Genomic DNA, 22,233 nt, shown 5'->3' with positions numbered 1-22,233 from the left:
TATACTCCACACCTTGCGGGTGGCAGCCTTATGACTATTTATACAGCAATTAGCCGCTTACAGCGGGCGTCGTTTTACTTGAAGCTGCCGGCACTTGCACGGCTGCTGGTGGTGCTATTGCTGCTGGCCGGAATGCAGCCGGTGCAGGCACAAGGTCCGGGTAAATACTCGCTGGAAGGTGAGTGGAAAGGTCCTCTGGCCGTGCCAGGCGGCAGCCTTCCCATTCAGCTTATTGTAACGGAGCTGGCCAGTGGCAACCGATTTGCCGTGCTGAATGTGGTGCCCCAGCGCATCAACCGCATTCCTACTACGGTGGAGCAGCGGGGCGATACGGTGCTGTTTGTAGCCGAGCAGGTGGGTTGCCGGTTTAAAGGCGTGCGCACTCCCGAAGGCAACCGCCTGACGGGCATCTGGAGCCAGCCTGGGTACCAGACGGCCCTCACGCTGGAGTTTGTACCGCCCCCGGTTGCCGCCGCCCCCAAAAGCTTTAAGTTTCCGCCCCCCTACCGGGTGCAGGAAGTCAAATTCGCCAACGAAACTGATAAGATAGCCTTTGCCGGCACGCTCACTATCCCGGCCGGCGAGGGGCCCTTCCCGGCGGTGGCGCTGCTCTCCGACTGGGGCGCCCAGGACCAGGACGGCCGCTACGGCGACTACAAGCTGCTGGGCGGTTTGGCCGATTACCTGACCCGGCGCGGCATTGCCGTGCTACGCTTCCCCGACCGGGGCGTGGGCGAAACCGGAAGCCGTACCGAGCTGACCAGCCCCGAAGACCGGACCCGCGACGCCCAGGCGGCGCTACAGTTCATGCGTACGCAGCCCCTGCTCGACGGGGCAAACCTGGGCCTGCTGGGCCACGGCGAAGGTGGCAACGTGGCGCTGCTGGCTGCCGGGCGCCCCTTGCCCCCGGCCTTTGTAATCACGCTGGCCGCCGCCGGACAGTCGGGCCTGGAGGTACTCAGCGCCCAGCCCGCCGTGGGCTGGCATGCCGCCATGGCCGATACGCTGCTGGCCCGCACCACCCGCGAGCGGGCCGCCACGCAGGCGACTGGACAGGCTAGGGTGGAGAAAATGCGCAGCAGCGGCGCCAACGCAGCGCAGCTGCAGATACAGCAGGAACAGGTGTTTCTGCGGCAACGGGCCGAGGAGAAGAAGCGCCTGGAAGCGCTGGCCCGGGAGCAGCGGCCTCTGCTTGATATTGTACGCCGCACCCCCGACGATGCCACCGCCCGCGACCTGCTGCTACAGGCACTACGGACGCAACGGCCCAACCAGCCCGATTCGGCCTACGCTACGGTAGCCGACCGCCTCACTACGCCCTGGACCCGGTCGTACCTGCGCTTTTATCCTCAGCAGGAGTTGGCCGCGGTGCAGTGTCCGGTGCTACTGCTGCACGGCACCGACGATTTGCTGCTTAGCCCCGACGTTAATCTCAGCCTGCTGACGAAGGGCCTGAAGGGCACCAAACTAGTCGAAAGCCGCCAGCTGGCTGGCGTAAACCACCTGTTTCAGGGTCCGGCCAATGAGTGGCCACTTATCGACGGCCGGCAGTCTCCGGCAGTCTCCACGGCCGCCCTCGATGCCATTCGCAGCTGGATTCAGGCCCTGGCCCCACCGGCCAAGTAAAGAAATAGCCGACGAGTTTACCATTTCAGCATTTTGCTATCTTTCCGGCTTCGATCTGGTAGTTTAGGTCGGATGGCTACATCTTGCTGATGGATTCTTACGCCCCCGGGCTTCACATTCTGGCTACGTTTACGGCTCCCGAAGCTGCCCTACGGGATATGGAAGCCTGCCGAACGTTCTTCGAGGCCCAGGTTGCCGCGCAGGGCCTCACGGCAGTAGGCGCGGCCTACCACGGCTTCGAGGAAGGCGGCTTCACGGCTGTGGTGGCCCTCACCGAGTCGCACCTGAGCATTCATACCTGGCCCGAGCACGGCCTGGCTACCTTCGATGTGTTCCTGAGCAATTTCCGGCGCGATAATGCCGACCGGGCCCAGGCGCTGTACGCCGCTACCCTGGCTTTTTTTGGGGCCACCGAGCAGCAAAAAACTGAGGTACGCCGATGAACGAGGCCGCTACCACCTTTGCCCCTGCCGCCGTGCGCTGCCCCCACTGCAGCCACGAGGTACGCTACTTCGATACCCAGCAGAGCAACTTTTTTGGCTGCCCCGAGTGCCGCACTTTCTTTGAGCAACCCGGAACCCAGGCGGCCAAGCAGCTGCGCCGCTTCCAAGACCAACCAACCTATAACCGGCCGCTGGCGCTGGGCAGCTCCGGCCAGCTGGATGGCGAAACCTACCGCATTACGGGCTATCAATGGCGTTGTGAAGCCAAAGGGCCTGACTACCGCTGGGAGGAATTTCAGCTCCGCCACGAAACTACCGGATCCGCCCGCCAACTGGCCGTGTTCCAGGGCCACTGGCTGCTGATTGAGCCTACCGACGAGCAATTCAGGCCCAACTCGCAGGGTGTGCTTGCCACCACCGAGCAGGATTTTCACCTCTACAACCGCTATTCACCCCGGGTGCTGTACGCCGAGGGCGAGTTCGACTGGAACGTGCTGGCCGACGAAAGCCTGAATATTTCAGAATACATCAGCCCGCCCCACATGCTGGTACGCGAGCGGGTTGGCCGCAAGAAAGGCTCTTGGTTTCGGGCCCGACACCTGGAGCCCCGCGAGGTAGCCGAAGCCTTCGGGGTACCTCTGGCGCAACTCCCCTACCGCAGCGGCGTGGGGGCGGCGCAACCGGCACCGGCTCACGGAAGCTGGGACCAACTGCGCACGTTTTCGCTGGTAATGGCCTTGGTAGTGGTACTCACTCACTTGTTTCTGATGAAGTGGGGCAATGAAACTGTATTCAAACAGGAGTTCATCAGCTCCGTCGCCGGGCCATCATCTGGTATAGCCGACTCAGGCTCCTCGTTCCTGCCGCCGGCCACTGAGCGGCCGATGCTGGTGTCGCCCTCGTTCACGGTGCCCGGCACCGGCGCGCTTACCGTGGATTTGTGGGCCGGCCTGAACAATAGCTGGGTGGAAATCCCCTACGCGCTGGTGAACGAGCAAACCGGCCAGCAATTTGCGGCCAGCACCAACCTGGAGCATTACTCGGGCGTGGAAGACGGTGAAAGCTGGCAGGAAGGCAAGCAGGAGGCCGCCACCTTGCTCAACGAAGTTCCGGCCGGCCAGTATCACCTCAACTTTTACCCGCTCGCCGAGCCCGGCAAAGCCGAGCAGGTAGCGTTCCGGGCTACGGTGCAGGCCCGCGCCACAGCCGGCTCCAATGCCGTGCTGACGCTGTTGCTGCTGCTGCTGTATCCCGGTTACATATACCTCCGCCGGGCATCGCACGAACACACCCGCTGGCAGAACTCCGACTTCGGCCCCTCCTAATACACCTTCTCCCACCGCCGCATGGACTGGTTCCGCTCCCTCTGGAAAATCCGTTTTTACGCCCTGTTTGCCGTGCTGGTGTACAGCGTCTTCATGTGGGCCAGCCTCTCGGGCCACCGCCTGCTCGGCGACGACAACGAGGCCGAGCCCAACCGCAACGGCACCGCCAGAACCGGCGGCTCCCGCGGCCGGGTCATGTACTTTCATAAATGATTCTCTTGAGGAGGTAGGAGTTAGAAGCCAGAAGCTAGAAGTCGTTCGTGCTGTCTCGCCACCCCTCGCGCCTTGCTTGTCTTCCCGTCCATCACTTCTGCCACTCCATACTTGCCCTCCCGATTCTAGCTTCTGGCTTCTAACTCCTAGCTCCTCCAAAAATGGAATACCTCAACTTCAAGCTCATCATCGCGTCGGTGCTGTACTCGGTGATAGGCATTAGTATTCTGATGCTCAGCTTCTTTGTCATCGACAAGCTCACGCCAGGCACGCTCTGGAAGGAAATTATCGAGGAGCACAACATGGCTCTGGCCATTATGGCGGCAGCCTTTATGATTGCCGTGGCCCTGATTATCAGTTCGGCCATTCATGGATAAAGTACCCGTGCGGCGGGTGCGGCGGAAGGCATCCGGTTCCCCATCGGCTGCCGCTGCCCTACCTGCCGCCCCGCTCGACTACCGCCCCACGCTGCTGCTGGGCTCGGTGTTCGTTATTGCCACCTGCGGGCTGATTTACGAGTTGATTGCGGGCACGCTAGCCTCCTACCTGCTCGGCGACTCGGTGCTGCAGTTTTCCACCATCATCGGGGCCTATCTGTTTGCGATGGGCATCGGCTCGTGGCTGTCGCGCTATTTGGGCGGCTCGCTGCTGCGCTGGTTTATTCAGCTGGAGATTCTGGTGGGGCTGGTGGGCGGTTTTTCGGCTCCGCTGCTGTTTCTGTTGTTCGAACACGTCAGCTCTTTCCGCCTGATTCTGTACTCGCTGGTGGGCCTAACGGGCATTCTGGTGGGGCTGGAAATTCCGCTGCTGATGCGGATTCTGGAAAACCGCTTCGAGTTCAAGGACTTGGTTTCGCGGGTGTTCACCTTCGATTATATCGGGGCGCTGCTGGCTTCGCTGGTGTTTCCGCTGGTGCTGGTACCGCAGCTGGGGCTCATCCGCACGTCGCTGCTATGCGGGGCCCTGAACGTGGTGGTGGCCGGCATTGCGCTGTACCGCTTTCCCGAAACACGCCCCTTTCGGCGCAGCCTCGGTGGGGCGCTGGCGGCCTCGCTGCTGGCCCTGGCCGTAACGTTTGGCTACGCCGGGCAACTGCAGGCCTACACCGAAGGGCTGGCGTTTCAGGATCAGGTGATTTATACCAAAACCACGCCCTACCAGCGGCTGGTGCTCACCAAAAACCAGCGCGAGCTGCGCCTGTTTCTCAACGGCAACCTGCAGTTCAGCTCGGCCGATGAGTACCGCTACCACGAAGCCTTGGTGCACCCCGCCATGCAGGCGCTACCCAAGGCCCGCCGGGTGCTGGTGCTGGGCGGCGGCGACGGGCTGGCCGTGCGCGAACTACTCAAATACCCGCAGCTGGAACACATCGACCTCGTGGACCTTGACCCGGGCATGACCCGCTTGTTCCAGCAAAACCAGATGCTGCTCGAACTCAACCAGCGCGCCCTACTCAACCCCAAAGTGCGCGTAACCAACGCCGACGCCTACCAGTGGATTCGGCAGGATACCAGCCGCTACGACTGCATCATCGTCGATTTCCCCGACCCCGGCAACTACTCCATCGGCAAGCTTTACTCGGCGGCATTTTACCGGGCCCTGGAGCAGCGGCTGGCCCCCGGCGGCTGGGCCGTGGTGCAGAGCACTTCGCCCTACGTGGCCCGCCGCTCGTTCTGGTGCGTGGCCCACACGCTGGAAGCCGCCGGTTTCACCACCCTGCCCTACCATGCTTACGTGCCCTCGTTTGGCGAGTGGGGCTTCATATTGGCAGGCCGCAACAGCCACTGGCGCCCCGACGCCGGCCCGCTGCCCCCCGGCCTGCGCTACGTTACGCCCGCCACCATCCGCGACATGCGCTTCTTCCCGCCCGACATGAGCGAGGTGCCCACCGAAATCAACCAGCTCAATAACCAGGCGCTTGTCCGGTATTTCGAGGAAGACTGGGGCCCGTATGCGCACTAAGGTTGATAAAGGCTGATAGTAAAATGGTGTCATGCTGAGCGAAGGCGCAGCCGCAGTCGAAGCATCTCTACCGCATTAGTAATTATGACGTTTGGATTACCATTACAGTAGAGATGCTTCGACTGCGGCTGCGCCTTCGCTCAGCATGACAGTGCCGCGTTAATTGTTCTACCAAATCCTTTATTCAATACCCCATGCCTTCCTCCCGCCGTCATTTTCTGCAACGCGCTGCTATGGGAAGCGCGGGGCTGCTGCTGGCGCCGCTGGCGGGGCTGCATTCGTGCGCGCCGGGCTCCCGTCGCAGCCATATCCGAGGCAGTATGCACGGGGCCAACCACGCCACCGGGCACCTGCTGCGCGACCCGGCCCGGCTGCCCGATCCCACCCGCACCGAGGCAGTAGAAGTGCTGATTGTGGGCGGCGGCGTAGCTGGCCTGACGGCCCGGCGGGAACTGGAGCGCCAGGGGCTGCAACCCGGGCAGGTGCTGCTGGTAGAATTGGATGAGCAGCCCGGCGGCAACTCGCGCGCCGGTCACAACGGCGTATCGGCCTACCCCTGGGGCGCCCACTACCTGCCCGTACCCGACCCACGCAACCACGAACTACTGGCGTTTCTGCGCGACGCGGGCGTTATCACTGGCACCGATGCAGCTTCCGACCTGCCCATTTACAACGAATATTACCTCTGCCACGACCTGGAGGAGCGGCTTTTTATAAAAGGCCACTGGCAAAACGGGCTGGTGCCTGAACTAGGCGTGCCGCCGGCCGAAAAGGAACAGATAGCTCGTTTCTTCGCCCTCATCGAGGAACTGCGCCAGACAGTGGGCACCGACGGGCGCGACGCTTTTGTGATTCCGTTGGAAGCATCGTCGCAGGATGAGCAGTTCCGACGCCTCGATGAGCAGCCGTTTGCTGCCTGGCTCGATGAGCAGGGCTTCACCAGTCCGCACCTGCGCTGGTACTTCGACTACAGCTGCCGCGACGATTATGGGGCCACGGCCGCCCAGGTATCGGCCTGGGCGGGGCTACACTACTTTGCCGCCCGTAAGGGTCGCGCCCACAACGCCAACGGGGCCGATGTGCTGACCTGGCCGGCCGGCAACGGTTTTCTGGTAGAGCAGCTACGTCGGCAGGCTCAGTCCTCCATCCGCCCCGATACGGTAGCCTTCGCCCTGCACCAAACGCCCACCGGCCTGGCCGTGGATTGCTACGACGTGGCCACGAAACAGACCACCCGCGTAACGGCCCGGCAAGTACTAATGGCCACGCCGCTGTTCATTACCGAGCGGTTGCTGGCGGGGCTGCCCGCCGCCGCCCACCGCCCGCTGCCCGTCCACCGCGTGCCCTGGGTGGTGGTCAATCTCACTGTAGAAGGCCTGCCGCAGGGCCCCGGCCAGCCCCTGAGCTGGGATAATGTGCTCTACGGCACCGATTCGGTGGGTTACGTGGATGCCGGCCACCAAAGCCTGAGCCAGACCGATGCCGGCGCGCGGGTGGTTACCTGGTACCGGCCGTTGTCGGACGCCAGCCCCGAAGCCGCCCGCCGGCAAGCCTACCAAACCAGCTACGACGAGTGGGTGCGCCAGGCGCTGGCCGAGCTGGAAACTGCCCACCACGGCCTCACGGCCCAGGTTTTGCGCGCCGACGTGTGGGTATGGGGCCACGGTATGGTAGCGCCCACGCCCGGCTTTCTGTGGGGCGGGGCCCGCGCCGCGGCGGCCCGGCCCTGGCAGAACCAGCTTTTCTTCGCCCACACCGACCTGAGTGGCATCTCGATCTTCGAGGAAGGCTTCGCACAGGGCCAGCGGGCGGCGCGGGAAGTGCAGGCCGCCCGGCGCCCGACTCCGGCGTAACTTCCGCCGCGCCTCGTATTTTCGACTGCCATGCTTACTCACCCCGCCCCGGTTGCTCCCGTTGCCCCACCGCCGCCTGCCGCCAGCCAACCCTGGATTCGGTCGGCCCGCTTTGATGGGCTCTGGATTCTGGCCCCGCCATTTCTGGCTTTGGTGATGGTAGCCGCCTTGCCCCCCACGTTGCGGACGGCTGCGGCCATGCCGCTGTGGGCCTGGGTGGGGCTGGTGGTGCTCATTGATGTGGCCCACGTGTACAGCACGCTGTTTCGCACCTACTTCGACAAGGCGCGGCGGCAGCGGTTTGGCACTTTGCTTTGGGCCGTGCCGCTGGGCTGCTACGTGGTGGGGGTGGGACTGCACGCGCTGGGCGGCAGCCTGTGGTTCTGGCGGGTGCTGGCCTACACAGCGGTATTCCACTTCGTCCGGCAGCAATACGGGTTCCTGCGGCTCTACAGCCGTTTCGAGCCCGAAGCCCCCGGCCGCCACCTCGATGCCATCCTGGTTTACGCTGCCACGCTCTACCCCTTACTTTGGTGGCATTTGTCGCCCCCACGCAATTTCAATTGGTTCGTCGAGGGTGATTTTGTGCAGCACGACTGGCCCGCCGGCCGGCTGCTGTTGGGGGTGCTGTACCTTGGATTACTAGCGACTTACCTGCTGAAAGAGGCGCGGCAATGGCACCGCACCAAGCAACTCAACTGGCCCCGCAACCTGTTGCTGCTGGGCACGGCGGCCTCCTGGTACGTGGGCATCGTGGTGTTCAACGCCGATTTGGTGTTCACGCTACTCAACGTAGTGGCCCACGGCATTCCCTATCTGGCTTTGGTCTGGATCAGTAGCCAGACGTCAGCTTCCAAGCCAGCTTCCAAACCAGCCGCCCAACAGCCCAACTGGTGGCAGGGCCGCTACGGCGTGCTGCTGTTTTTGGGCAGCCTGATTGCGTTTGCCCTGCTGGAAGAAGGCCTCTGGGACGGGTTGGTATGGCGGGAGCACGCGGCCGTATTCGGCTGGTTCCAGCAGCTGCCCGCCCTGGCCGACTCTGCTGCCTTGACGCTGCTGGTGCCGCTACTGGCGCTGCCCCAGGCCACCCATTATGTGCTCGACGGCTTTATCTGGCGGCGCAACTCTTAGGAAGCTGACAGATTTAAGCCAATAGCTTTCTACCAGATGAAGCAGTGAACTAAGCAAAAAACGCCCGCTTCCAAAGGAAACGGGCGTTTCTGTTGAGGCACGTGAACCGACCCCTACGCTGCCCGAGCCAGCGGGGCCACCACTTCAATATCCAGAATTTCGACCACGAACCCCTGTTCGGGTGCATAGCTTTTGCGGTACGACACCAGCAGCGTCCGGCCCTTTGCCGACTCGGCGGTGGTAGTGCATATTTCACCGTAGGCCTGCTCTTTTTCGAGGAAAGGACGCAATTGTTCGATGGCAGGCAGAAACTCGGCGGGTAGTAAGCCCTGCCGCTCCTGTAGCTGCACGGCACTTACGGGGTACATAAAACGGGTGGGAAGCAACAACATAAAATCGGGGAAAAGATGGCAGAATAGTAACCCCGAAAAAACACCCCTATCCGCTGGATAATTCCCTGAGCTACACTATTCCTAAGCTCAGTTCAACTATTGATTTTCAATCCAATGGAAGCCCGATTTACAGCCTCCGAATTACAAACCAGCGCTTCTGCTCCCCTCCAGGAAACGACCACAAAACTGCTGATTTAGACAACGAGCTCAGCCAATACGGCCGTCGAGCCGCCAGTGTCGTCGTCGGTTACCAGCAGCAGCTCGAAGTGGCCGCGAGCTACCTGGCGGCGCACGGCTACGCTTTCCACCTTGCCCAAGTAAGGCCGGCCATCGGGCCACATCAGGCGGGCCAGCGCCGCAGCGCCCGCTTTGGGAGGCAGCACGCCCACAAACGAGCCCAGCACAGCCCCGTCGAGCACGGCGTCGGCCGTGTCTTCTACCGATGCCGTTACAAACAGCCGGCCCGCAAACCAGGCAGCACCCGAAAAACCGGCCGGCTTCCCGTCAATGGTTGGAAGCTGAAAACGTTGCACCCGCACCGGGGGCGGCGAAGGCTGCCGGCGGTACAGAAAAGCCAGCGTGGCAGCCAGCGGCAGCCGAAACAACAGGTTACCGCCAACGGCTGCCCCCACTGTGCGCTGCAACAGCAACAGCTCGGTGGTGGTAGCGGCGGCAGCTTCCAGGTTGAGCGTGGCACCGGCCGGCAGATGCGGCCGCAATGCCGCGTACAGACCCGCCATACTTAACGGGTACACGCTGCCGGGCAAGTTTTCGGGGCCAGTCAGCGGCACCCAGTAGCCCTGCTCGCGGGCCGGTGTGGCACCCGAGCCCAGGGCCAGCAGCCCGGTTTCACCGTCGGCAGCACAAATAATGGTCAGGCACTCCAGGTCGGGTTTGAGGTGCTTGGGAATGCGTCCCTGGCTGAAATGGGCCGTTTCGAACAGGGCCGTAGCCTTGTCTGTGGCCAGTGTGGCCGCATCGAGCCGGTAAAGCCAGGGCGAGTCGTCGCCGATAACGTACAGCGCGTTGCCTACCAGCTCGGCCCCCGAAGCGGAGGGCAGGTTGGGCAGAGCAATTTCGCGATGAACGATGGCGTGCATATCAGTAGTGGAACAGCGGAGCCGCCGCGCCGGGCGGCCCAGGATGCCTACTTCACAATGGTGAACTCGACGCGGCGGTTGAGCTTACGGGTGTTCTCCTGGGCGTTGGAGGCCCGCGGACGGCTGCCGCCCAAACCTATCGTGCTGATGCGCCGCTCGGCTACACCCCGGCTCACGAGGTAGCGCTTTACCTCGTTCACGCGGTCTTCCGACAGCTTTACGTTGAGGTCGGCGCTGCCCTGGTTGTCGGTGTGGCCTTCGAGACGGATGTTCACCATGGGGTTGTCTTCGAGGGTGCGGGCCAAGCGGTTGAGCTCGGTGTAGGAGGCCGGCAGCAGCGTAAACTTGCCCTGGGCAAAAATGAGCGTCGGCAGCTCCAGGCTGGAGCCCACGGCAGCCGGTACCAGCGTCAGTTCGATACTGCGCGAACCAGTCATGGTAATAGTGTCGGTGGCGGTGAGGTAGCCTACGCGGGTAGCCTGAATGCGGTAACGACCGGGCGGCAGCGTCATCTGGAAAGCGCCCAGCGCTACATCGGTACGGGCGGTGGCATTGAATAGCAAATCGTTGCCCAGGCGGTTTACCTGCACCTGGGTAGCCAGAGCCTTATTGGTTTTGGCATCGAGCGTGCGGCCCGTGAGCAGCGTGCGGGGCGTGGCGGGGGTGGGCGTAACCACGGCTACCGGCGGGGCCACCACTGTATCGGGAGCGGCCGGCTTGGTACCCGTAGCGGTGCGGAATAGGTCGGCGGGGCCATTTACCGAGGCAGTGGAGGAGAAAAACGCCTGCTTCTCATCCGCCGACAGGCTCAGGTAGGCATTGAAGCCGGGCCCGTTGATGGGAAAGCCCAGGTTGCGCGGCTCAGTCCAGCTGGTCCAGGAATCATCGAGGCGGGTGCTCACAAAAATATCGGAGCCACCGTAGCCGGCATGGCCGTAAGAGCTGAAGTACAGCGTCTTGCCATCACTGGAAAGCCAGGGAGCAAAGTCGAAACCCGGCGAGTTGATGACGGCTCCCAGGTTGAGCGGCTGGGTCCAGAGGCCGCTGGGCGTGGGCCGGCTCACGTACAGGTCGTTGGCACCTTCCGAGTCGCTGCGCTCCAGGCTCAGCAGCAAAATCTGCTGATCGGGGCTCATAAAGAAGCCGGTTGCCGGGCCGGCCGAGTAGTAGTTGGCCACTTCCACTTCCTGCGGCCGGTTTTTCTTGGCCGATACGCTGCGCGGCACCTTGCTCAGGCCTGCATCCTGAAACGAGCCGTCGCGCCCGTAGCTGCCGCGCACTATCAGGGCCTTGCCTTCTTCTACCACGCTCATCACACCGTTGTGCTGGCTGGTATTGAGCACATCGAAGCGGGTAGCCGGGGCCCAGGTACGGCCATTGTTGGCCGAAGTACTCACCCAAATGTCGCCCGATTCGGTAACGCCCTCGGTGTTGCCAGCAAAGCGGGTGCGGCTGAAGTACAGGGTATTGCCATCGGGTGCTACCACGGGCTGCAGCTCGTTGCCGGTGGGCGTGTTCAGGCTCAGCAACGGCTCGGGTACGCCAAAGCCGGGCAGCGAGGGGTCCAGGTTCAGGCGCAGCTTAAACAGCTTCCACTGTTGCGAGGCGCGGTTCTGGGGTTTCTGGCCCACCATGGGCGTGCCATTAAACTTGTCGGCCGCCGCCAGTGCAGCGCACTTGTCGTTGCCCCGGCTGACGAGCATAAAGCTGCCCAGCGGCCCCGAAGGAACCAGTTTCCACTGCTGGTAAAAGCTGCCGTCCCAGGGGCGCTGGCTAAGGGGCGCGTTTTCTTCGGGGCCGGTGAGGGTGAGGCATTGGCCGGTGTGGCGCACAACAATCCGGAAGAACTCGCTGCCCGCCGAAGCCGGCACGAAGCGCCACTGCTGGCTATCGGTGTGCGTGAACTCCCACTGCACCGCGGCGGCCCCAGCTTCGGCCGAGGCATTGGCAATATCGAGCGAGCGGCCGCTGCTACGCGCCACTACCCCGTACCAGGCCGAAGCATCGGGCAGTAACGGGCCGCCCGGCTGGGCCTGGGCGCTGGCTGACAGCAGAAAAAACAAGGAAAGAAACCAGGTGGTCCGGCAAAGCAAAAGCTGAATCATGCACACAAAACGATGAACGAGCCGGCAAGTTACCCCATTTGCCGGGCTGCCTGCCTGTGCCCCCAACACCAGGGCACCGCGCCTCCCAACGGAAGCACGGTGCCGGTTTACCTGGCTCAACCACTCAAGGCGGAGTTAGCGTATGGCTAGTTATTGTGCATATACTTAAAGCGCACGAACCGCTCGTTCTCGTAAATGGCCGCGAAGTGCCCGCTGGGAGTGGAGTTTTCGGTTTTACGCGGAGCAGATTTACGGTTTGTGGCAGCAGCAGCAGCAGCAGCATGAGCCCCGGCACTCATTGCTGGTACGTGGCAAATGAAGGAGAGGATTTTTGATGACATGGCAGCAGGAAGTTTGATATGAGTAGAAGCGTAGCAGAGAGGTGTTCTCGTTAGCCAGGGTGCCGCCGCCTGCAGAAAACGGCTTTGAAGTAGCGCCCAACAACATGACGATATTTTTATTCAATTGAATGATACCAAGGTACATTTTTTATTGATAAAATCTAAAACATCCTGCCATTAGAGTAAAAAATACGTGCTAGCACGTAGGCATCGTTCTACATCATCTACCAAATAACTAACCCTATGACTGTTAGGCCGCAGCCCCGCTGGGGTGGCATGCAGGTACTTGCCGGGCACAATACACCGAAGACACCCGCCCCGCAACCGGACATCTCCTTTGAAAGGTGTCTGGTTGCGGGGCGGGTGTTTGGGCTGGCGGCTCAGTAGCTGCTACGCAAGCAGGTTGTGGCGGATGGCGTATTGAATCAGGCCTACCACCGATTTGGAGTTGGTTTTCGCCAGCAGGTTACGACGGTGGGTTTCCACTGTCCGTTCGCTGATAAACAGGGCTTCGGCTATTTCCAGATTGGAGTGCTCGCGGGCCACAAGCTGCAGAATTTCCCGCTCGCGGGGGGTGATGGCAGGCGGACGGGCGGCCTCCAGGCCGGCAGCAATCTGCTGGCACTGGAGCAGTGTGTCGGCCACATCCTGGCTGAAGTAGGTGCCGCCCGCCGCTACCTGCCGGATGGCAGTGCTCAGTTCGGTGCGGCTGGCCGTTTTAAGCACATAGCCCGCCCCGCCGGCCTCCAGCACTTCGGCTACCGTGGTATGGTCATGAAACATGCTTAGGGCCAGCACCCGCGCATTGGGCCAGCCTGCCCGAATGGCGCGGGCCAGCTCAATACCGCTCATACCGGGCATGCTCAGGTCGAGCAGGACCACGCGTACATGCGGGTGGACTTCGAGCAGCTCCAGCGCCTGCTCCCCCCCATTAGCCTGGGCTACTACCTGCAAATCGGCTTCAGGCAGCAGCATTTGCCGGATGCCCTCTACTATCATCGGGTGATCATCGACCAATAGTAAGCTGATAACGGTTTCAGATACAGAAGAAACAGACATATACAGGACTTGTGTAAAAGCAGACCACAGGTGCATAGCGCGAACTGCAGGACCGCGAAGCAAAGCTCCGGCTTGGCACATCAATATCTACAACCACCTGCGCTCCAGGACACATATATCAAGCTAGCGCTTCGGTTGGTGCGCGCTACACTCCATGTTTACATGCTACAATATAAAGCGGCTAAACTCCAGGCCCGGGGCTGCCATAACTGGCTTGGGTTATAAGAAAGATACATAAATCCGGGCAGGCGCACATTGGGCCCGGCCGCTCCTGGCAACACGACCGGGGCATTGGCAGTAAACCAGGGTACTACTCCTGCTTTATCTTTTCTCACCCGATTCTCACATACTTCCCCATGCGCAAAGGCACTCAAGTAAGCTGGAAATACGGCACCGGTACGGCCACCGGCAAAATCGAGGAGACCTACAAGGAATCCGTTAGCCGTAAAATTAAGGGTTCCGAAATCACCCGAAACGGCACACCCGAAAACCCCGCCTACCTCATTGTGCAGGATAACGGCGACAAAGTGCTCAAGCTGAAAAGCGAAGTGACGGCGGCCCCTTAACGCCGTTGGCAGCACCCAATGCAAAAGCCCCATCAGAAAATTCTGACGGGGCTTTTGCGTTGGGTTGAAACTGCTGAGCAGGCTCCTAGAGGTTGTCTTTGTCGGGCTTGATGAAGGCTTCCTCGTCTATTTCGGTGGGCACTACCACCACGCCCTTCTGGAGCATGGAGTTGCGTTTGCCATAGAGGAAGTATACAATGAAGCCCAGTACCATCCAAATGGCCGCTACTTCCAGCGTGGCTACATCGAGACCAATAATGAGGGCCGAGCATACAAGCGCACCCATAATGGGTACCAGCGGGAAGCTTGCCGACGAGAGTGGAGCCCGGAACGGACGCGGCTGGTCGGGGTCCGACTTGCGCATAATCCATACGCCTAGGCTTACCAGCACAAAGGCCAGCAGCGTACCGAACGAGGTAAGGTCGCCGGCCAGGTTGCCGGGTACGAAGGCCGCAAACAGACCCACGAATACCATCAGGATGAGGTTGGATTTGTAGGGCGTGTTGAAGCGCGGGTGCAGTTCGGAGAAAGCCCTGGGCATCAGCCCGTCTTTGGCCATCGAGAAGAAAACCCGGCTCTGCCCCATCAGCATTACCAGCATTACCGACGTGAAACCCAGCAGGATACCTACCGTTACGGCGGTAGCCAGCCAGCCGTAGCCGGTCATGTGCGCGCTAATGGCGTAGCTTACTGAAGCCTCGCCGCCTACCGCCGGATCGGCGAATTCGCGCCAGTTGGCCACACCCGTCAGCACGTGACCGAACAGGATATAGAGGACGGTGCAAAGGGCCAGCGAACCGAGAATACCGATAGGCATGTCGCGCTTGGGGTTACGGGCTTCCTGCGCAGCCGTGCTTACGGCGTCGAAACCAATGAAGGCAAAGAACACGATGCCCGCGCCACCCAGAATACCGCCCCAGCCGTGCTTGTTCCAGCCTTCGTAGGTGCGTACCACCTCACCGGCAGCATTTTTCACTACGGCATCGGCCGGAATCAGGTAAGGCGTGTGGTTGGCCGGGTCGATGAACTGCCAGCCCACCCCGATGAACACGATAACGATGAGCACTTTCAGCACCACAATAACGGCGTTGAACATGGCCGACTCCTGCGTGCCTTTCACCAGCAACAGGCTCAGGGCCACGATGATGAGCAGTGCCGGCAGGTTGATAACGCCCTGCTGGGCCACACCGTCAATCACAGCGCGCTCCAGGGGAGAATGGCATAGGGCATACGGTATTCCCGTCCCAAACGTCTCCAGCAGCTTGTTCAGATACTCGCTCCAGGCGATGGATACGGTAGCCGCCCCCAGGGCGTACTCCATGATGAGTGCCCAGCCGATAATCCAGGCTACCAGTTCGCCCATAGTGGTGTAGGCGTAGGTGTAGGCCGAACCGGCAATCGGAATCATGGCGGCAAACTCGGCGTAGCACAAACCGGCGAATACGCAACCGAAGGCAGCCAGAATGAAAGCCAGCGTTACGCCCGGACCGGAAGCCTGCGCAGCAGCGGCGGCAGTGCGCACAAACAGGCCCGCTCCGATGATAGCGCCCACGCCCAGGGCTACCAGGTTGCCCGCGCCCAGCGTCCGTTGCAGGGTACCGTGCCCAGTGGAGTTGGCCTCACCCAGGAGCACAGCCAGCGGTTTTTTGGCGAAAACATTTGCCATAGAGGAAAATGAAAATTTAGAGAAGTGAAAAGATGAGTTATCAGGTAAGCGAAGTGAACTGCCGCCTCTTAAAGAGGCCCAATATAGGGCGATAATCCGGTTTTGAAGGCCCTGTTTATCGGCGCGGGCAAAAAACCAACCCCATTAAACCTACCGGCCGCACAGGGGTCTATCAGCCGCAAACCAAGTCCACAGACTCCTCCATCATGAAAAAGTTGCTCATTCTACTGGCCGCTGCGGCTCTGACTGTCGGCACTACTAACGCCCAGACTGCCAACCCCTCCCAACGCTCGGCCAACGGCCGTCCGGAGCCGGCCACGCCCGAACAGCTGGCCGACCGCCTCACCAAACAACTTACTCTTTCGGCCGACCAGCGCACCCAAATTGTAAGCCTGGAACAAGCTCGCCGCGCAGAAATGCAAACGATGCGTGGCCAGATGCAACCTGGCGGCGACCGAACCGCCATGCGCCAGACCATGCAAACCGCCCGCGACAAGTACGACGCCCAGCTCAAGGGCATCCTCACGGCCGACCAGTACACCCAGTACAGCCAGCAGCGTGAGGAGCGCGCCGACAACCGGGGCAGCCGGAAAATGAAGATGAAGACCAAAAGCTAGGATTCCTGCTTGTAGCCTTGCACCACGGAAGCCCCGAACCACCCGGTTCGGGGCTTTTTTGCGGGCCGGAGCCGGCACTATAGTAGCAAGCTTCGGCGCCGGAGCAACCAACTTTTAAAGCGCGGAGCAGTTGGGTTACGTATATTTGGAAGTATGCCCCTTTACAATCGCCTGGTAATGGCCCGGGCACCTTTCACCACATCCAACACCCCATGAGTCCTCTGCCCAGTAGTACCGGCTCGGTACAAATTCAGCAGTTTTACGATAAAGGCCTGGCCCACGCGAGCTACGCCATCCGCAGCGAAGGCCAGATTGCCCTCATTGACCCCGCCCGCGACCCGCAGCCCTACTACGATTTCGCCGATGAGCACGAGGCCCGCATTGTGGCTATCATCGAAACCCACCCCCACGCCGATTTCGTTAGCTCGCACCTCGAAATAGCGCAGGAAACCGGTGCCCCCATTTACATCAGCCGGCTGGCCCAGGCCAGCTACCCGCACCAGACGTTCGACGACGGCCAGCGCATTGCAGTGGGCACCGTCGAGCTGCACGCGCTCAACACGCCCGGCCACTCGCCCGACTCTATTAGCGTGCTGCTGATGGACGAGCTGGCCCAGACCCGGGCCGTTTTCACCGGCGACACGCTGTTTGTGGGCGACGTAGGCCGGCCCGATTTGCGCGAGTCCGACGCCGTAGGTGGGCATAGCCGCGAGTCGTTGGCGGCCCAGCTCTACCACAGCACCCGCCAGAAGCTGATGACGCTGCCCGCCTCTACCAAGGTATACCCAGCCCACGGCCCCGGTTCGCTGTGTGGCAAAACCACCAGCCCCGACCTCGACTCCACCATCGGCAAGGAAACCAAAACCAACTACGCCCTGCAACCCATGAGCGAGGAGGACTTTGTGAAGACCCTGCTCGAAGACCAGCCGTTTATGCCCAAGTATTTCGGGCACAATGTGCTGCTGAATAAACTGGGAGCCCAGCCCTTCGAAGACAGCATCCGGACGGTGCCGCGCCTGCGCGACGAAACCGAGATGCTGCCCGACGTACTGGTAGTAGACACCCGGCCGGCCGATGAATTCCGGGCCGGCCACCTGCCCGGGGCCATCAATTTGATGGATGGGGGCAAGTTTGAAACCTGGCTGGGCTCGATTGTGGGCCCCGATGAGCCGTTCTATCTGCTGGCCGACTCGCAAATTGCCCTCGATACCATCATCCGCAAGGCGGCCAAAATCGGCTACGAAACCAATATTAAAGGCGCCTTGCTCGCCCCCCGCGAACAGCCCGCCACCAACCCCACCACCGACGTGGAACACGTGCGCCAGCACCCCGACAACTACACCATCGTCGACATCCGCAACCGCACCGAGGCAAAAGAACGGCTGTTCGACAACGCCCTGAATATTCCGCTGCCCGAGCTGCGCGAGCGAACCGCCGAAATTCCGACCGACAAGCCCGTACTGGTACACTGTGCCGGCGGCTACCGCTCGGCGGCCGGTGCCAGCATCGTGCAGGCCGCCTTGCCAGGCGTTGCGGTGTTTGATTTGGGTGAATCCGTTACCTCATTTCAAGTATAGCATGTTAGATAGCGCCAGATGCCGGCCATGAATAATATAGATGCTCACGCTGCTTGGAGATTAATAATCACAGCACTTGGGAATAATAGCAAAGAATTTCATACAGAGCCCATCATTAATAAGCCATATAAATGGTTTACGGCTACTGCCTCGTCTGATTTCGTTTACATCAGTGGTGCATTGAAGAACAGCCCTTCGAGTGAAATATCAGTGAACAGAAAACTTAGTTTCAAGGTATTCGAGAGAGTTCTTCCACTATATCTTAGAAGAATGAAGGGTGAGAAAGTGAGTAAAGAGGCTACTAGCATCACTCGCAACCAAGTTTATTACTACTCACTAATTAAGAATCTGGTAGATACACAGTAGTAGTTTCTCGCTGAGAAGCGCGAATGTTCTGCTTAGGCACACGACTAAACACCTTAGTCCACACAAAACTCTCTGCGCGCCTCTACAAAAAGTCCATTAAAAAACCCATGCGCGTATTGCATACCGCCGACTGGCATCTGGGCCAGCGGTTTATTCAGGGTCACGAGCGGACCGAGGAACACCGCCATTTTCTTGATTGGCTCATTGCCACTATTCAGGAGGAAAAGGTGGAGGTGCTCATCGTGGCCGGCGACGTGTTCGATACTGGCTCGCCCTCCAACCAGGCCCTGGAGCTGTACTACGATTTCCTGCTGAAGCTGCGCAACACGGGCTGCCGCGACGTGGTGGTGGTGGGCGGTAACCACGACTCGCCCGCCACCCTGAACGCGCCGGCCCGGCTGCTGCGCCACCTGCGGGTGCATGTGGTGGGCTGCGTACCCGAGTGCTTCGAGGATCAGGTGCTGGTGCTTGATGATGCCGCCGGCAAACCGGGACTGGTGGTGTGCGCCGTGCCCTTTCTGCGCGACCGGGATGTGCGCCTCTCGGTGCCCGGCGAGTCGGCCGAGGAGCGCGAAACCCGCATCAGGCAGGGCCTGGCCGACCATTACGCCCGCGTGGCCGAGGTGGAGCAGGTGTGGCAGCTGAAGGCGCTGGGGCTGCCCGTGCTGGCTACCGGCCACCTCTACGCCGCCGGCGCTGCCCCCTCCGATTCGGAACGCACTATTCATGTGGGCAATCTGGGCCAGGTAACCGCCGACCATTTCCCGGCCGTTTTCGACTACGTGGCGCTGGGCCACCTGCACCGGCCCCAACGGGTGGGCGGGCAGGAGCACATCCGCTACTCGGGGTCTCCTATTGCCTTGTCGTTTTCCGAAGTCGACCACGCCAAAGAAGTATTGCTGGTGGAGTTTGCGGCCGGTAAAGTAGCCAGCCTGAACAGCCGGCCGGTGCCGGGCGCACGGCGGCTGGTGCGCATGCATGGCACGCTGCAGGAAGTTACTGCGGCCCTCACGGCCTACGACAACGCCGGCTACGCGCTGCCGGCCTGGGCCGATGTGCAGGTGCATTCGGAGCTGAGCCAGCTGGAAGTAGCCGAAACGCTGCTGAAGGTAGTTGACGCCCTCGACCGGCAACAGCTCGTGGTGCTGGCCCGGCGGCACCTGCGCCTGATTGCCCTGCGGCCGCTGGGGGCCAACGAGGAAGCCGAAGCCAGCCTCACCCGCAGCCTCCACGATTTTACGGCCCGCGAGGTATTCGAGCAACGTCTGGAAGCCGAGCCGGCAGAGGTCCGCGCCGAACTGCTACGCACTTTCGATGAGCTGCTGGAAAGCCTGTAAAAGGCCGCTTCGTGGCCAACGGCTGTGGTGAGTCTCGTATCTTTGGCCGAGAGAGCCGGGGCACGTTTGCCGTGCCACAGTTCGCTACCCTGGGCCCGCGGCAGCTTTTAGCCTCCGGCCTGTGCACCCCTACCCTGCTGGCTTCTATGGCTGTATCCCAAATCGTTCGTCCGCTGGTGCGGCCCTTTGCCGAGTTTTTCCGTCGCGAGGCAGCGGGCGGCATCATGCTGATGGCCAGCGCTGTACTGGCCCTGGTACTAGCCAATGTCAACTGGGGTCCGGCGCACTTTTTCCCCCAGCTCTGGGACAAGCACCTCAACCTCACCGTTAACGGCCTGGGCCTGAACCTGAGTTTGCTGCACTGGATCAACGACGGGCTGATGAGTATTTTCTTTCTCATCGTGGGCCTGGAAATCAAGCGGGAGTTATTGGAGGGCGAGCTTTCGGACCGGCGGCAGGCCACGCTGCCCATTGCGGCGGCCTTTGGCGGCATGGTGGTGCCGGCGCTGGTGTACTTTTTCATCAACCGGGGCGAGCCCTCTGCCAACGCCTGGGGCATTCCGATGGCCACCGACATTGCCTTTGCGCTGGCCGTGCTGCAGCTGCTGGGGCCGCGCGTACCCTTGGGCCTCAAGGTATTCCTCACCGCGCTGGCTATTGTTGATGACCTGGGGGCCGTGCTGGTAATTGCCGGTTACTACACCACCAACCTGCACCTTAACTCCCTGTACCTGGCCCTGGCCGTGTGGGCGCTGCTGATGAACCTGAACCTGCTGGGCGTGCGCAGCCTGGTGGTGTATATGCCACTGGGGGCGCTGCTGTGGTTTTTCATGCACGAGTCGGGGGTGCACGCCACGCTGGCTGGCGTAATGCTGGCCTTCACTATTCCGTCGCGCATCGGCATGGCCAAGCCCGAGCTGCTGCTCATGCTCAATAGCCGCCTGAGCATGCTCCAGGACGAGGTACACGGCCTGGGAGCCAACCCGCGCATCATCAGCGAAGAGCTGGAGTACCTTTCCGATTCTATCAGCTCGCCGGCCCAAAAGCTGGAGCAGCGCCTACACTCGGTGGTGGCCTTCGTCATCATCCCCCTCTTCGCCTTCGCCAACACCAGCCTCGAAATCGAAGCATCGGTGTTCCGCGACCTGCTTACGCCGCTGGGGATGGGCATCATTCTGGGCCTCACAGTAGGCAAGCCGCTGGGCATCGGGGCTCTCAGCTGGCTGAGTATCCGCTTGGGCTGGGCCTCGCTGCCGGCCGGCGTTACGTGGCGGCACATCTGGGGTGCCGGCCTGTTGGGCGGCATCGGCTTCACTATGTCGTTGTTTATCACGCTTTTGGCCCTGGGCGAGCACTCGGCCGGTGAGCCGGTAGCCAAGCTGGCCATCCTCACCGCCTCGCTCATATCCGGTACCCTGGGCTTCCTGCTGCTGCGCACCATGCCATTGCCGAAGGTGGAGGTTGTCAGTGGGCGGTAGCTGCCCCCTGGGCCCGCAGCACGACGTAGGGGCGGGGCTTGGCCCCGCCCGCCGTTGAACGATTCACCCCGGACCGTTCAGCGGCGGGCGGGGACAAGCCCCGCCCCTACACCATTTCGGCAAACCACTTCGCAACCTGGAGTAAGCAGTTAGTCTACCGTTTCCAGGATGGCGGCATCATCTGCTCCACAGCCGCTGTCGGTTGAGGGCATCAACTCCATAAAGCCGAATTGGCCGATAGTGTCAAAATACACTGCCTCCGGCCCGTAACCGTCCCATCCTTTGCTGACGGCCAGAACTTCCTGCAGTTCCGGCGCCAGTTCACCAGCCGGAAAGAGCAGGCTGGCTTCTGTCATATCTGCAGCCGTTAGGGCTGATTGGAAGTCGAGCCGGTAGGCTTCACCACCGTCATTGTCGATGAAGGTGGCCTCGCGCAGCTACGCCAGTAATTCCCAATTATTGAGCTGCACTTCCAAGCTACCAAGAGCAGGAATGAGTAGCGCATTTCACACAACTCAGTGGTCGTAGCTCACCACCCGCGTTACCTGCCAGCGGCCGTCTTTCAGCCGCCAAACCATCATATTCTTGAAGGTTCCGCAGTCGTCTTTGCCGTTTTCAACGTGGCAGAAACGGTGCTCGTAGGTTTCCACGGCCCCGTAATCCTTGATGGGAAACACTTCCAGGGTGCCGGGCACGAGCTGCCGGTTCAGGCCGGTGGTTTTGTTCTGCTCGAACATGCGGCGGAAGGCATCCATTGTCTGCCGGAAATCGGACACGCCGCCTTTGTCGTGGAAGAACTCCAGGTCGTCGGCAAAGTAGGTTTGTAGCTTATCCGCGTCGTGTTGGTTGAAGGCCACGAACATAGCGCTGTCCAGCCGGGCAATGGTACGGTAGAGTTCTGGCGAAACGGGCGCTTTGGACGCTGGCGACACCGGGACCAGGGGCTTTACCGTGGTGCAGGCGCTGCTCCCGGCCAGGGCCACCAGTGCCAGCAAGGCACAAATGCGGCCGGGGGAGTTGCTTTTGCTTCGTGGGTGAGAGTTGCTTTGCATGAACCAAAGAAAGGGATTCGGCAC

At 61.2% G+C, this 22,233-nt stretch carries 21 protein-coding genes; 13 read left to right on the top strand and 8 right to left on the bottom strand.

The window, feature by feature from the left end; all coding sequences use genetic code 11:
* Positions 1 to 30: 30 nt before the first annotated feature.
* From HW554_RS12330 to HW554_RS12295, 8 genes are all read left to right on the top strand, one after another.
* On the top strand, positions 31 to 1,626 hold the full coding sequence (locus HW554_RS12330) for a serine aminopeptidase domain-containing protein (RefSeq protein WP_176908898.1): 1,596 nt from the start codon (positions 31 to 33) through the stop codon (positions 1,624 to 1,626).
* 89 nt (positions 1,627 to 1,715) lie between these two features.
* Entirely contained in the window at positions 1,716 to 2,069 is a 354-nt protein-coding gene (locus tag HW554_RS12325; RefSeq protein WP_176908897.1) for an S-adenosylmethionine decarboxylase family protein, read from the top strand.
* On the top strand, positions 2,066 to 3,394 hold the full coding sequence (locus HW554_RS12320; RefSeq protein WP_176908896.1) for a DUF4178 domain-containing protein: 1,329 nt from the start codon (positions 2,066 to 2,068) through the stop codon (positions 3,392 to 3,394). Before HW554_RS12325 ends, HW554_RS12320 begins: the two co-directional genes overlap by 4 nt.
* Positions 3,395 to 3,415: 21 nt before the next feature.
* Positions 3,416 to 3,607 (top strand): hypothetical protein, encoded by a 192-nt coding sequence (locus tag HW554_RS12315; RefSeq protein ID WP_176908895.1) that lies wholly within the window; start codon positions 3,416 to 3,418, stop codon positions 3,605 to 3,607.
* Positions 3,608 to 3,768: 161 nt separating this feature from the next.
* Complete coding sequence (locus tag HW554_RS12310) at positions 3,769 to 3,984, top strand: DUF350 domain-containing protein (protein WP_176908894.1); 216 nt, start codon at positions 3,769 to 3,771, stop codon at positions 3,982 to 3,984.
* Complete coding sequence (locus HW554_RS12305) at positions 3,977 to 5,569, top strand: polyamine aminopropyltransferase (RefSeq protein WP_176908893.1); 1,593 nt, start codon at positions 3,977 to 3,979, stop codon at positions 5,567 to 5,569. The genes HW554_RS12310 and HW554_RS12305 overlap by 8 nt, the downstream gene beginning before the upstream one ends.
* Positions 5,570 to 5,763: 194 nt before the next feature.
* On the top strand, positions 5,764 to 7,422 hold the full coding sequence (locus HW554_RS12300; protein WP_176908892.1) for an NAD(P)-binding protein: 1,659 nt from the start codon (positions 5,764 to 5,766) through the stop codon (positions 7,420 to 7,422).
* A gap of 30 nt (positions 7,423 to 7,452) precedes the next feature.
* The gene (locus tag HW554_RS12295) at positions 7,453 to 8,553 is read left to right on the top strand and encodes a hypothetical protein (RefSeq protein ID WP_176908891.1); all 1,101 of its coding nucleotides are present in this window, start codon (positions 7,453 to 7,455) and stop codon (positions 8,551 to 8,553) included.
* 113 nt (positions 8,554 to 8,666) lie between these two features.
* Here HW554_RS12295 and HW554_RS12290 read toward each other — a convergent pair whose 3' ends face one another.
* The 5 genes from HW554_RS12290 to HW554_RS12270 all read right to left on the bottom strand — a co-directional run bounded on the left by HW554_RS12290 (position 8,667) and on the right by HW554_RS12270 (position 13,550).
* Entirely contained in the window at positions 8,667 to 8,945 is a 279-nt protein-coding gene (locus tag HW554_RS12290) for a hypothetical protein (RefSeq protein WP_176908890.1), read from the bottom strand.
* A 194-nt stretch (positions 8,946 to 9,139) separates the two neighbouring features.
* Positions 9,140 to 10,045 carry a DUF6929 family protein gene (locus tag HW554_RS12285; RefSeq protein ID WP_176908889.1) on the bottom strand — a complete coding sequence of 302 codons (906 nt, stop codon included), beginning with the start codon at positions 10,043 to 10,045 and terminating at the stop codon, positions 9,140 to 9,142.
* Between the two features lie 47 nt (positions 10,046 to 10,092).
* Positions 10,093 to 12,108, bottom strand: coding sequence for an RICIN domain-containing protein (locus tag HW554_RS12280; RefSeq protein ID WP_176908888.1), 2,016 nt, complete (start codon positions 12,106 to 12,108; stop codon positions 10,093 to 10,095).
* 188 nt (positions 12,109 to 12,296) lie between these two features.
* On the bottom strand, positions 12,297 to 12,491 hold the full coding sequence (locus HW554_RS12275) for a hypothetical protein (RefSeq protein WP_176908887.1): 195 nt from the start codon (positions 12,489 to 12,491) through the stop codon (positions 12,297 to 12,299).
* 390 nt (positions 12,492 to 12,881) lie between these two features.
* Entirely contained in the window at positions 12,882 to 13,550 is a 669-nt protein-coding gene (locus tag HW554_RS12270) for a response regulator (protein ID WP_176908886.1), read from the bottom strand.
* Between the two features lie 356 nt (positions 13,551 to 13,906).
* On the opposite strand from HW554_RS12270, the gene HW554_RS12265 reads away from it, so the two are divergent.
* Positions 13,907 to 14,116, top strand: a complete 210-nt coding sequence (locus HW554_RS12265; protein ID WP_176908885.1) for a hypervirulence associated TUDOR domain-containing protein — start codon at positions 13,907 to 13,909, stop codon at positions 14,114 to 14,116.
* A gap of 85 nt (positions 14,117 to 14,201) precedes the next feature.
* Here HW554_RS12265 and HW554_RS12260 read toward each other — a convergent pair whose 3' ends face one another.
* Entirely contained in the window at positions 14,202 to 15,782 is a 1,581-nt protein-coding gene (locus HW554_RS12260) for an amino acid permease (RefSeq protein WP_176908884.1), read from the bottom strand.
* A gap of 206 nt (positions 15,783 to 15,988) precedes the next feature.
* Here HW554_RS12260 and HW554_RS12255 point away from each other — a divergent pair, with 206 nt between their 5' ends.
* The 4 genes from HW554_RS12255 (at position 15,989) to nhaA (ending at position 21,157) form a co-directional block, all read left to right on the top strand.
* Positions 15,989 to 16,399 carry a hypothetical protein gene (locus HW554_RS12255; RefSeq protein WP_176908883.1) on the top strand — a complete coding sequence of 137 codons (411 nt, stop codon included), beginning with the start codon at positions 15,989 to 15,991 and terminating at the stop codon, positions 16,397 to 16,399.
* 212 nt (positions 16,400 to 16,611) lie between these two features.
* Entirely contained in the window at positions 16,612 to 17,976 is a 1,365-nt protein-coding gene (locus HW554_RS12250) for a rhodanese-like domain-containing protein (RefSeq protein WP_176908882.1), read from the top strand.
* Positions 17,977 to 18,449: 473 nt separating this feature from the next.
* Positions 18,450 to 19,679, top strand: coding sequence for an exonuclease subunit SbcD (gene sbcD / locus HW554_RS12245; RefSeq protein WP_176908881.1), 1,230 nt, complete (start codon positions 18,450 to 18,452; stop codon positions 19,677 to 19,679).
* Positions 19,680 to 19,825: 146 nt separating this feature from the next.
* The gene (gene nhaA, locus HW554_RS12240) at positions 19,826 to 21,157 is read left to right on the top strand and encodes a Na+/H+ antiporter NhaA (protein WP_176908880.1); all 1,332 of its coding nucleotides are present in this window, start codon (positions 19,826 to 19,828) and stop codon (positions 21,155 to 21,157) included.
* Between the two features lie 149 nt (positions 21,158 to 21,306).
* Here nhaA and HW554_RS12235 read toward each other — a convergent pair whose 3' ends face one another.
* Together HW554_RS12235 and HW554_RS12230 are read right to left on the bottom strand one after the other, a co-directional pair.
* Positions 21,307 to 21,513: a hypothetical protein gene (locus HW554_RS12235; RefSeq protein ID WP_176908879.1), complete on the bottom strand. Its 207-nt coding sequence runs from the start codon at positions 21,511 to 21,513 to the stop codon at positions 21,307 to 21,309.
* A 159-nt stretch (positions 21,514 to 21,672) separates the two neighbouring features.
* Positions 21,673 to 22,209 carry a nuclear transport factor 2 family protein gene (locus tag HW554_RS12230; protein WP_176908878.1) on the bottom strand — a complete coding sequence of 179 codons (537 nt, stop codon included), beginning with the start codon at positions 22,207 to 22,209 and terminating at the stop codon, positions 21,673 to 21,675.
* Positions 22,210 to 22,233: the final 24 nt, after the last annotated feature.

It is taken from the genome of Hymenobacter lapidiphilus (assembly GCF_013377885.1).
GTDB classification, from domain to species: Bacteria; Bacteroidota; Bacteroidia; order Cytophagales; family Hymenobacteraceae; genus Hymenobacter; species Hymenobacter lapidiphilus.
The sequence above is the reverse complement of the archived record's forward strand: the minus strand, read 5'-3'. Positions and strand labels throughout refer to the sequence as shown.

Bases quoted from the DNA above. Each gene is read 5' to 3' on its own strand.
- HW554_RS12260 (WP_176908884.1), bottom strand. From the start codon at position 15,782: ATGGCAAATGTTTTCGCCAAAAAACCGCTGGCTGTGCTCCTGGGTGAG.
- HW554_RS12275 (WP_176908887.1), bottom strand. From the start codon at position 12,491: ATGTCATCAAAAATCCTCTCCTTCATTTGCCACGTACCAGCAATGAGT.
- HW554_RS12285 (WP_176908889.1), bottom strand. From the start codon at position 10,045: ATGCACGCCATCGTTCATCGCGAAATTGCTCTGCCCAACCTGCCCTCC.
- HW554_RS12330 (WP_176908898.1), top strand. From the start codon at position 31: ATGACTATTTATACAGCAATTAGCCGCTTACAGCGGGCGTCGTTTTAC.
- HW554_RS12235 (WP_176908879.1), bottom strand. From the start codon at position 21,513: ATGACAGAAGCCAGCCTGCTCTTTCCGGCTGGTGAACTGGCGCCGGAA.
- HW554_RS12305 (WP_176908893.1), top strand. From the start codon at position 3,977: ATGGATAAAGTACCCGTGCGGCGGGTGCGGCGGAAGGCATCCGGTTCC.
- HW554_RS12250 (WP_176908882.1), top strand. From the start codon at position 16,612: ATGAGTCCTCTGCCCAGTAGTACCGGCTCGGTACAAATTCAGCAGTTT.
- HW554_RS12320 (WP_176908896.1), top strand. From the start codon at position 2,066: ATGAACGAGGCCGCTACCACCTTTGCCCCTGCCGCCGTGCGCTGCCCC.
- HW554_RS12295 (WP_176908891.1), top strand. From the start codon at position 7,453: ATGCTTACTCACCCCGCCCCGGTTGCTCCCGTTGCCCCACCGCCGCCT.
- HW554_RS12270 (WP_176908886.1), bottom strand. From the start codon at position 13,550: ATGTCTGTTTCTTCTGTATCTGAAACCGTTATCAGCTTACTATTGGTC.
- HW554_RS12310 (WP_176908894.1), top strand. From the start codon at position 3,769: ATGGAATACCTCAACTTCAAGCTCATCATCGCGTCGGTGCTGTACTCG.
- sbcD (WP_176908881.1), top strand. From the start codon at position 18,450: ATGCGCGTATTGCATACCGCCGACTGGCATCTGGGCCAGCGGTTTATT.
- HW554_RS12265 (WP_176908885.1), top strand. From the start codon at position 13,907: ATGCGCAAAGGCACTCAAGTAAGCTGGAAATACGGCACCGGTACGGCC.
- nhaA (WP_176908880.1), top strand. From the start codon at position 19,826: ATGGCTGTATCCCAAATCGTTCGTCCGCTGGTGCGGCCCTTTGCCGAG.
- HW554_RS12315 (WP_176908895.1), top strand. From the start codon at position 3,416: ATGGACTGGTTCCGCTCCCTCTGGAAAATCCGTTTTTACGCCCTGTTT.
- HW554_RS12255 (WP_176908883.1), top strand. From the start codon at position 15,989: ATGAAAAAGTTGCTCATTCTACTGGCCGCTGCGGCTCTGACTGTCGGC.
- HW554_RS12325 (WP_176908897.1), top strand. From the start codon at position 1,716: ATGGATTCTTACGCCCCCGGGCTTCACATTCTGGCTACGTTTACGGCT.
- HW554_RS12230 (WP_176908878.1), bottom strand. From the start codon at position 22,209: ATGCAAAGCAACTCTCACCCACGAAGCAAAAGCAACTCCCCCGGCCGC.
- HW554_RS12290 (WP_176908890.1), bottom strand. From the start codon at position 8,945: ATGTTGTTGCTTCCCACCCGTTTTATGTACCCCGTAAGTGCCGTGCAG.
- HW554_RS12300 (WP_176908892.1), top strand. From the start codon at position 5,764: ATGCCTTCCTCCCGCCGTCATTTTCTGCAACGCGCTGCTATGGGAAGC.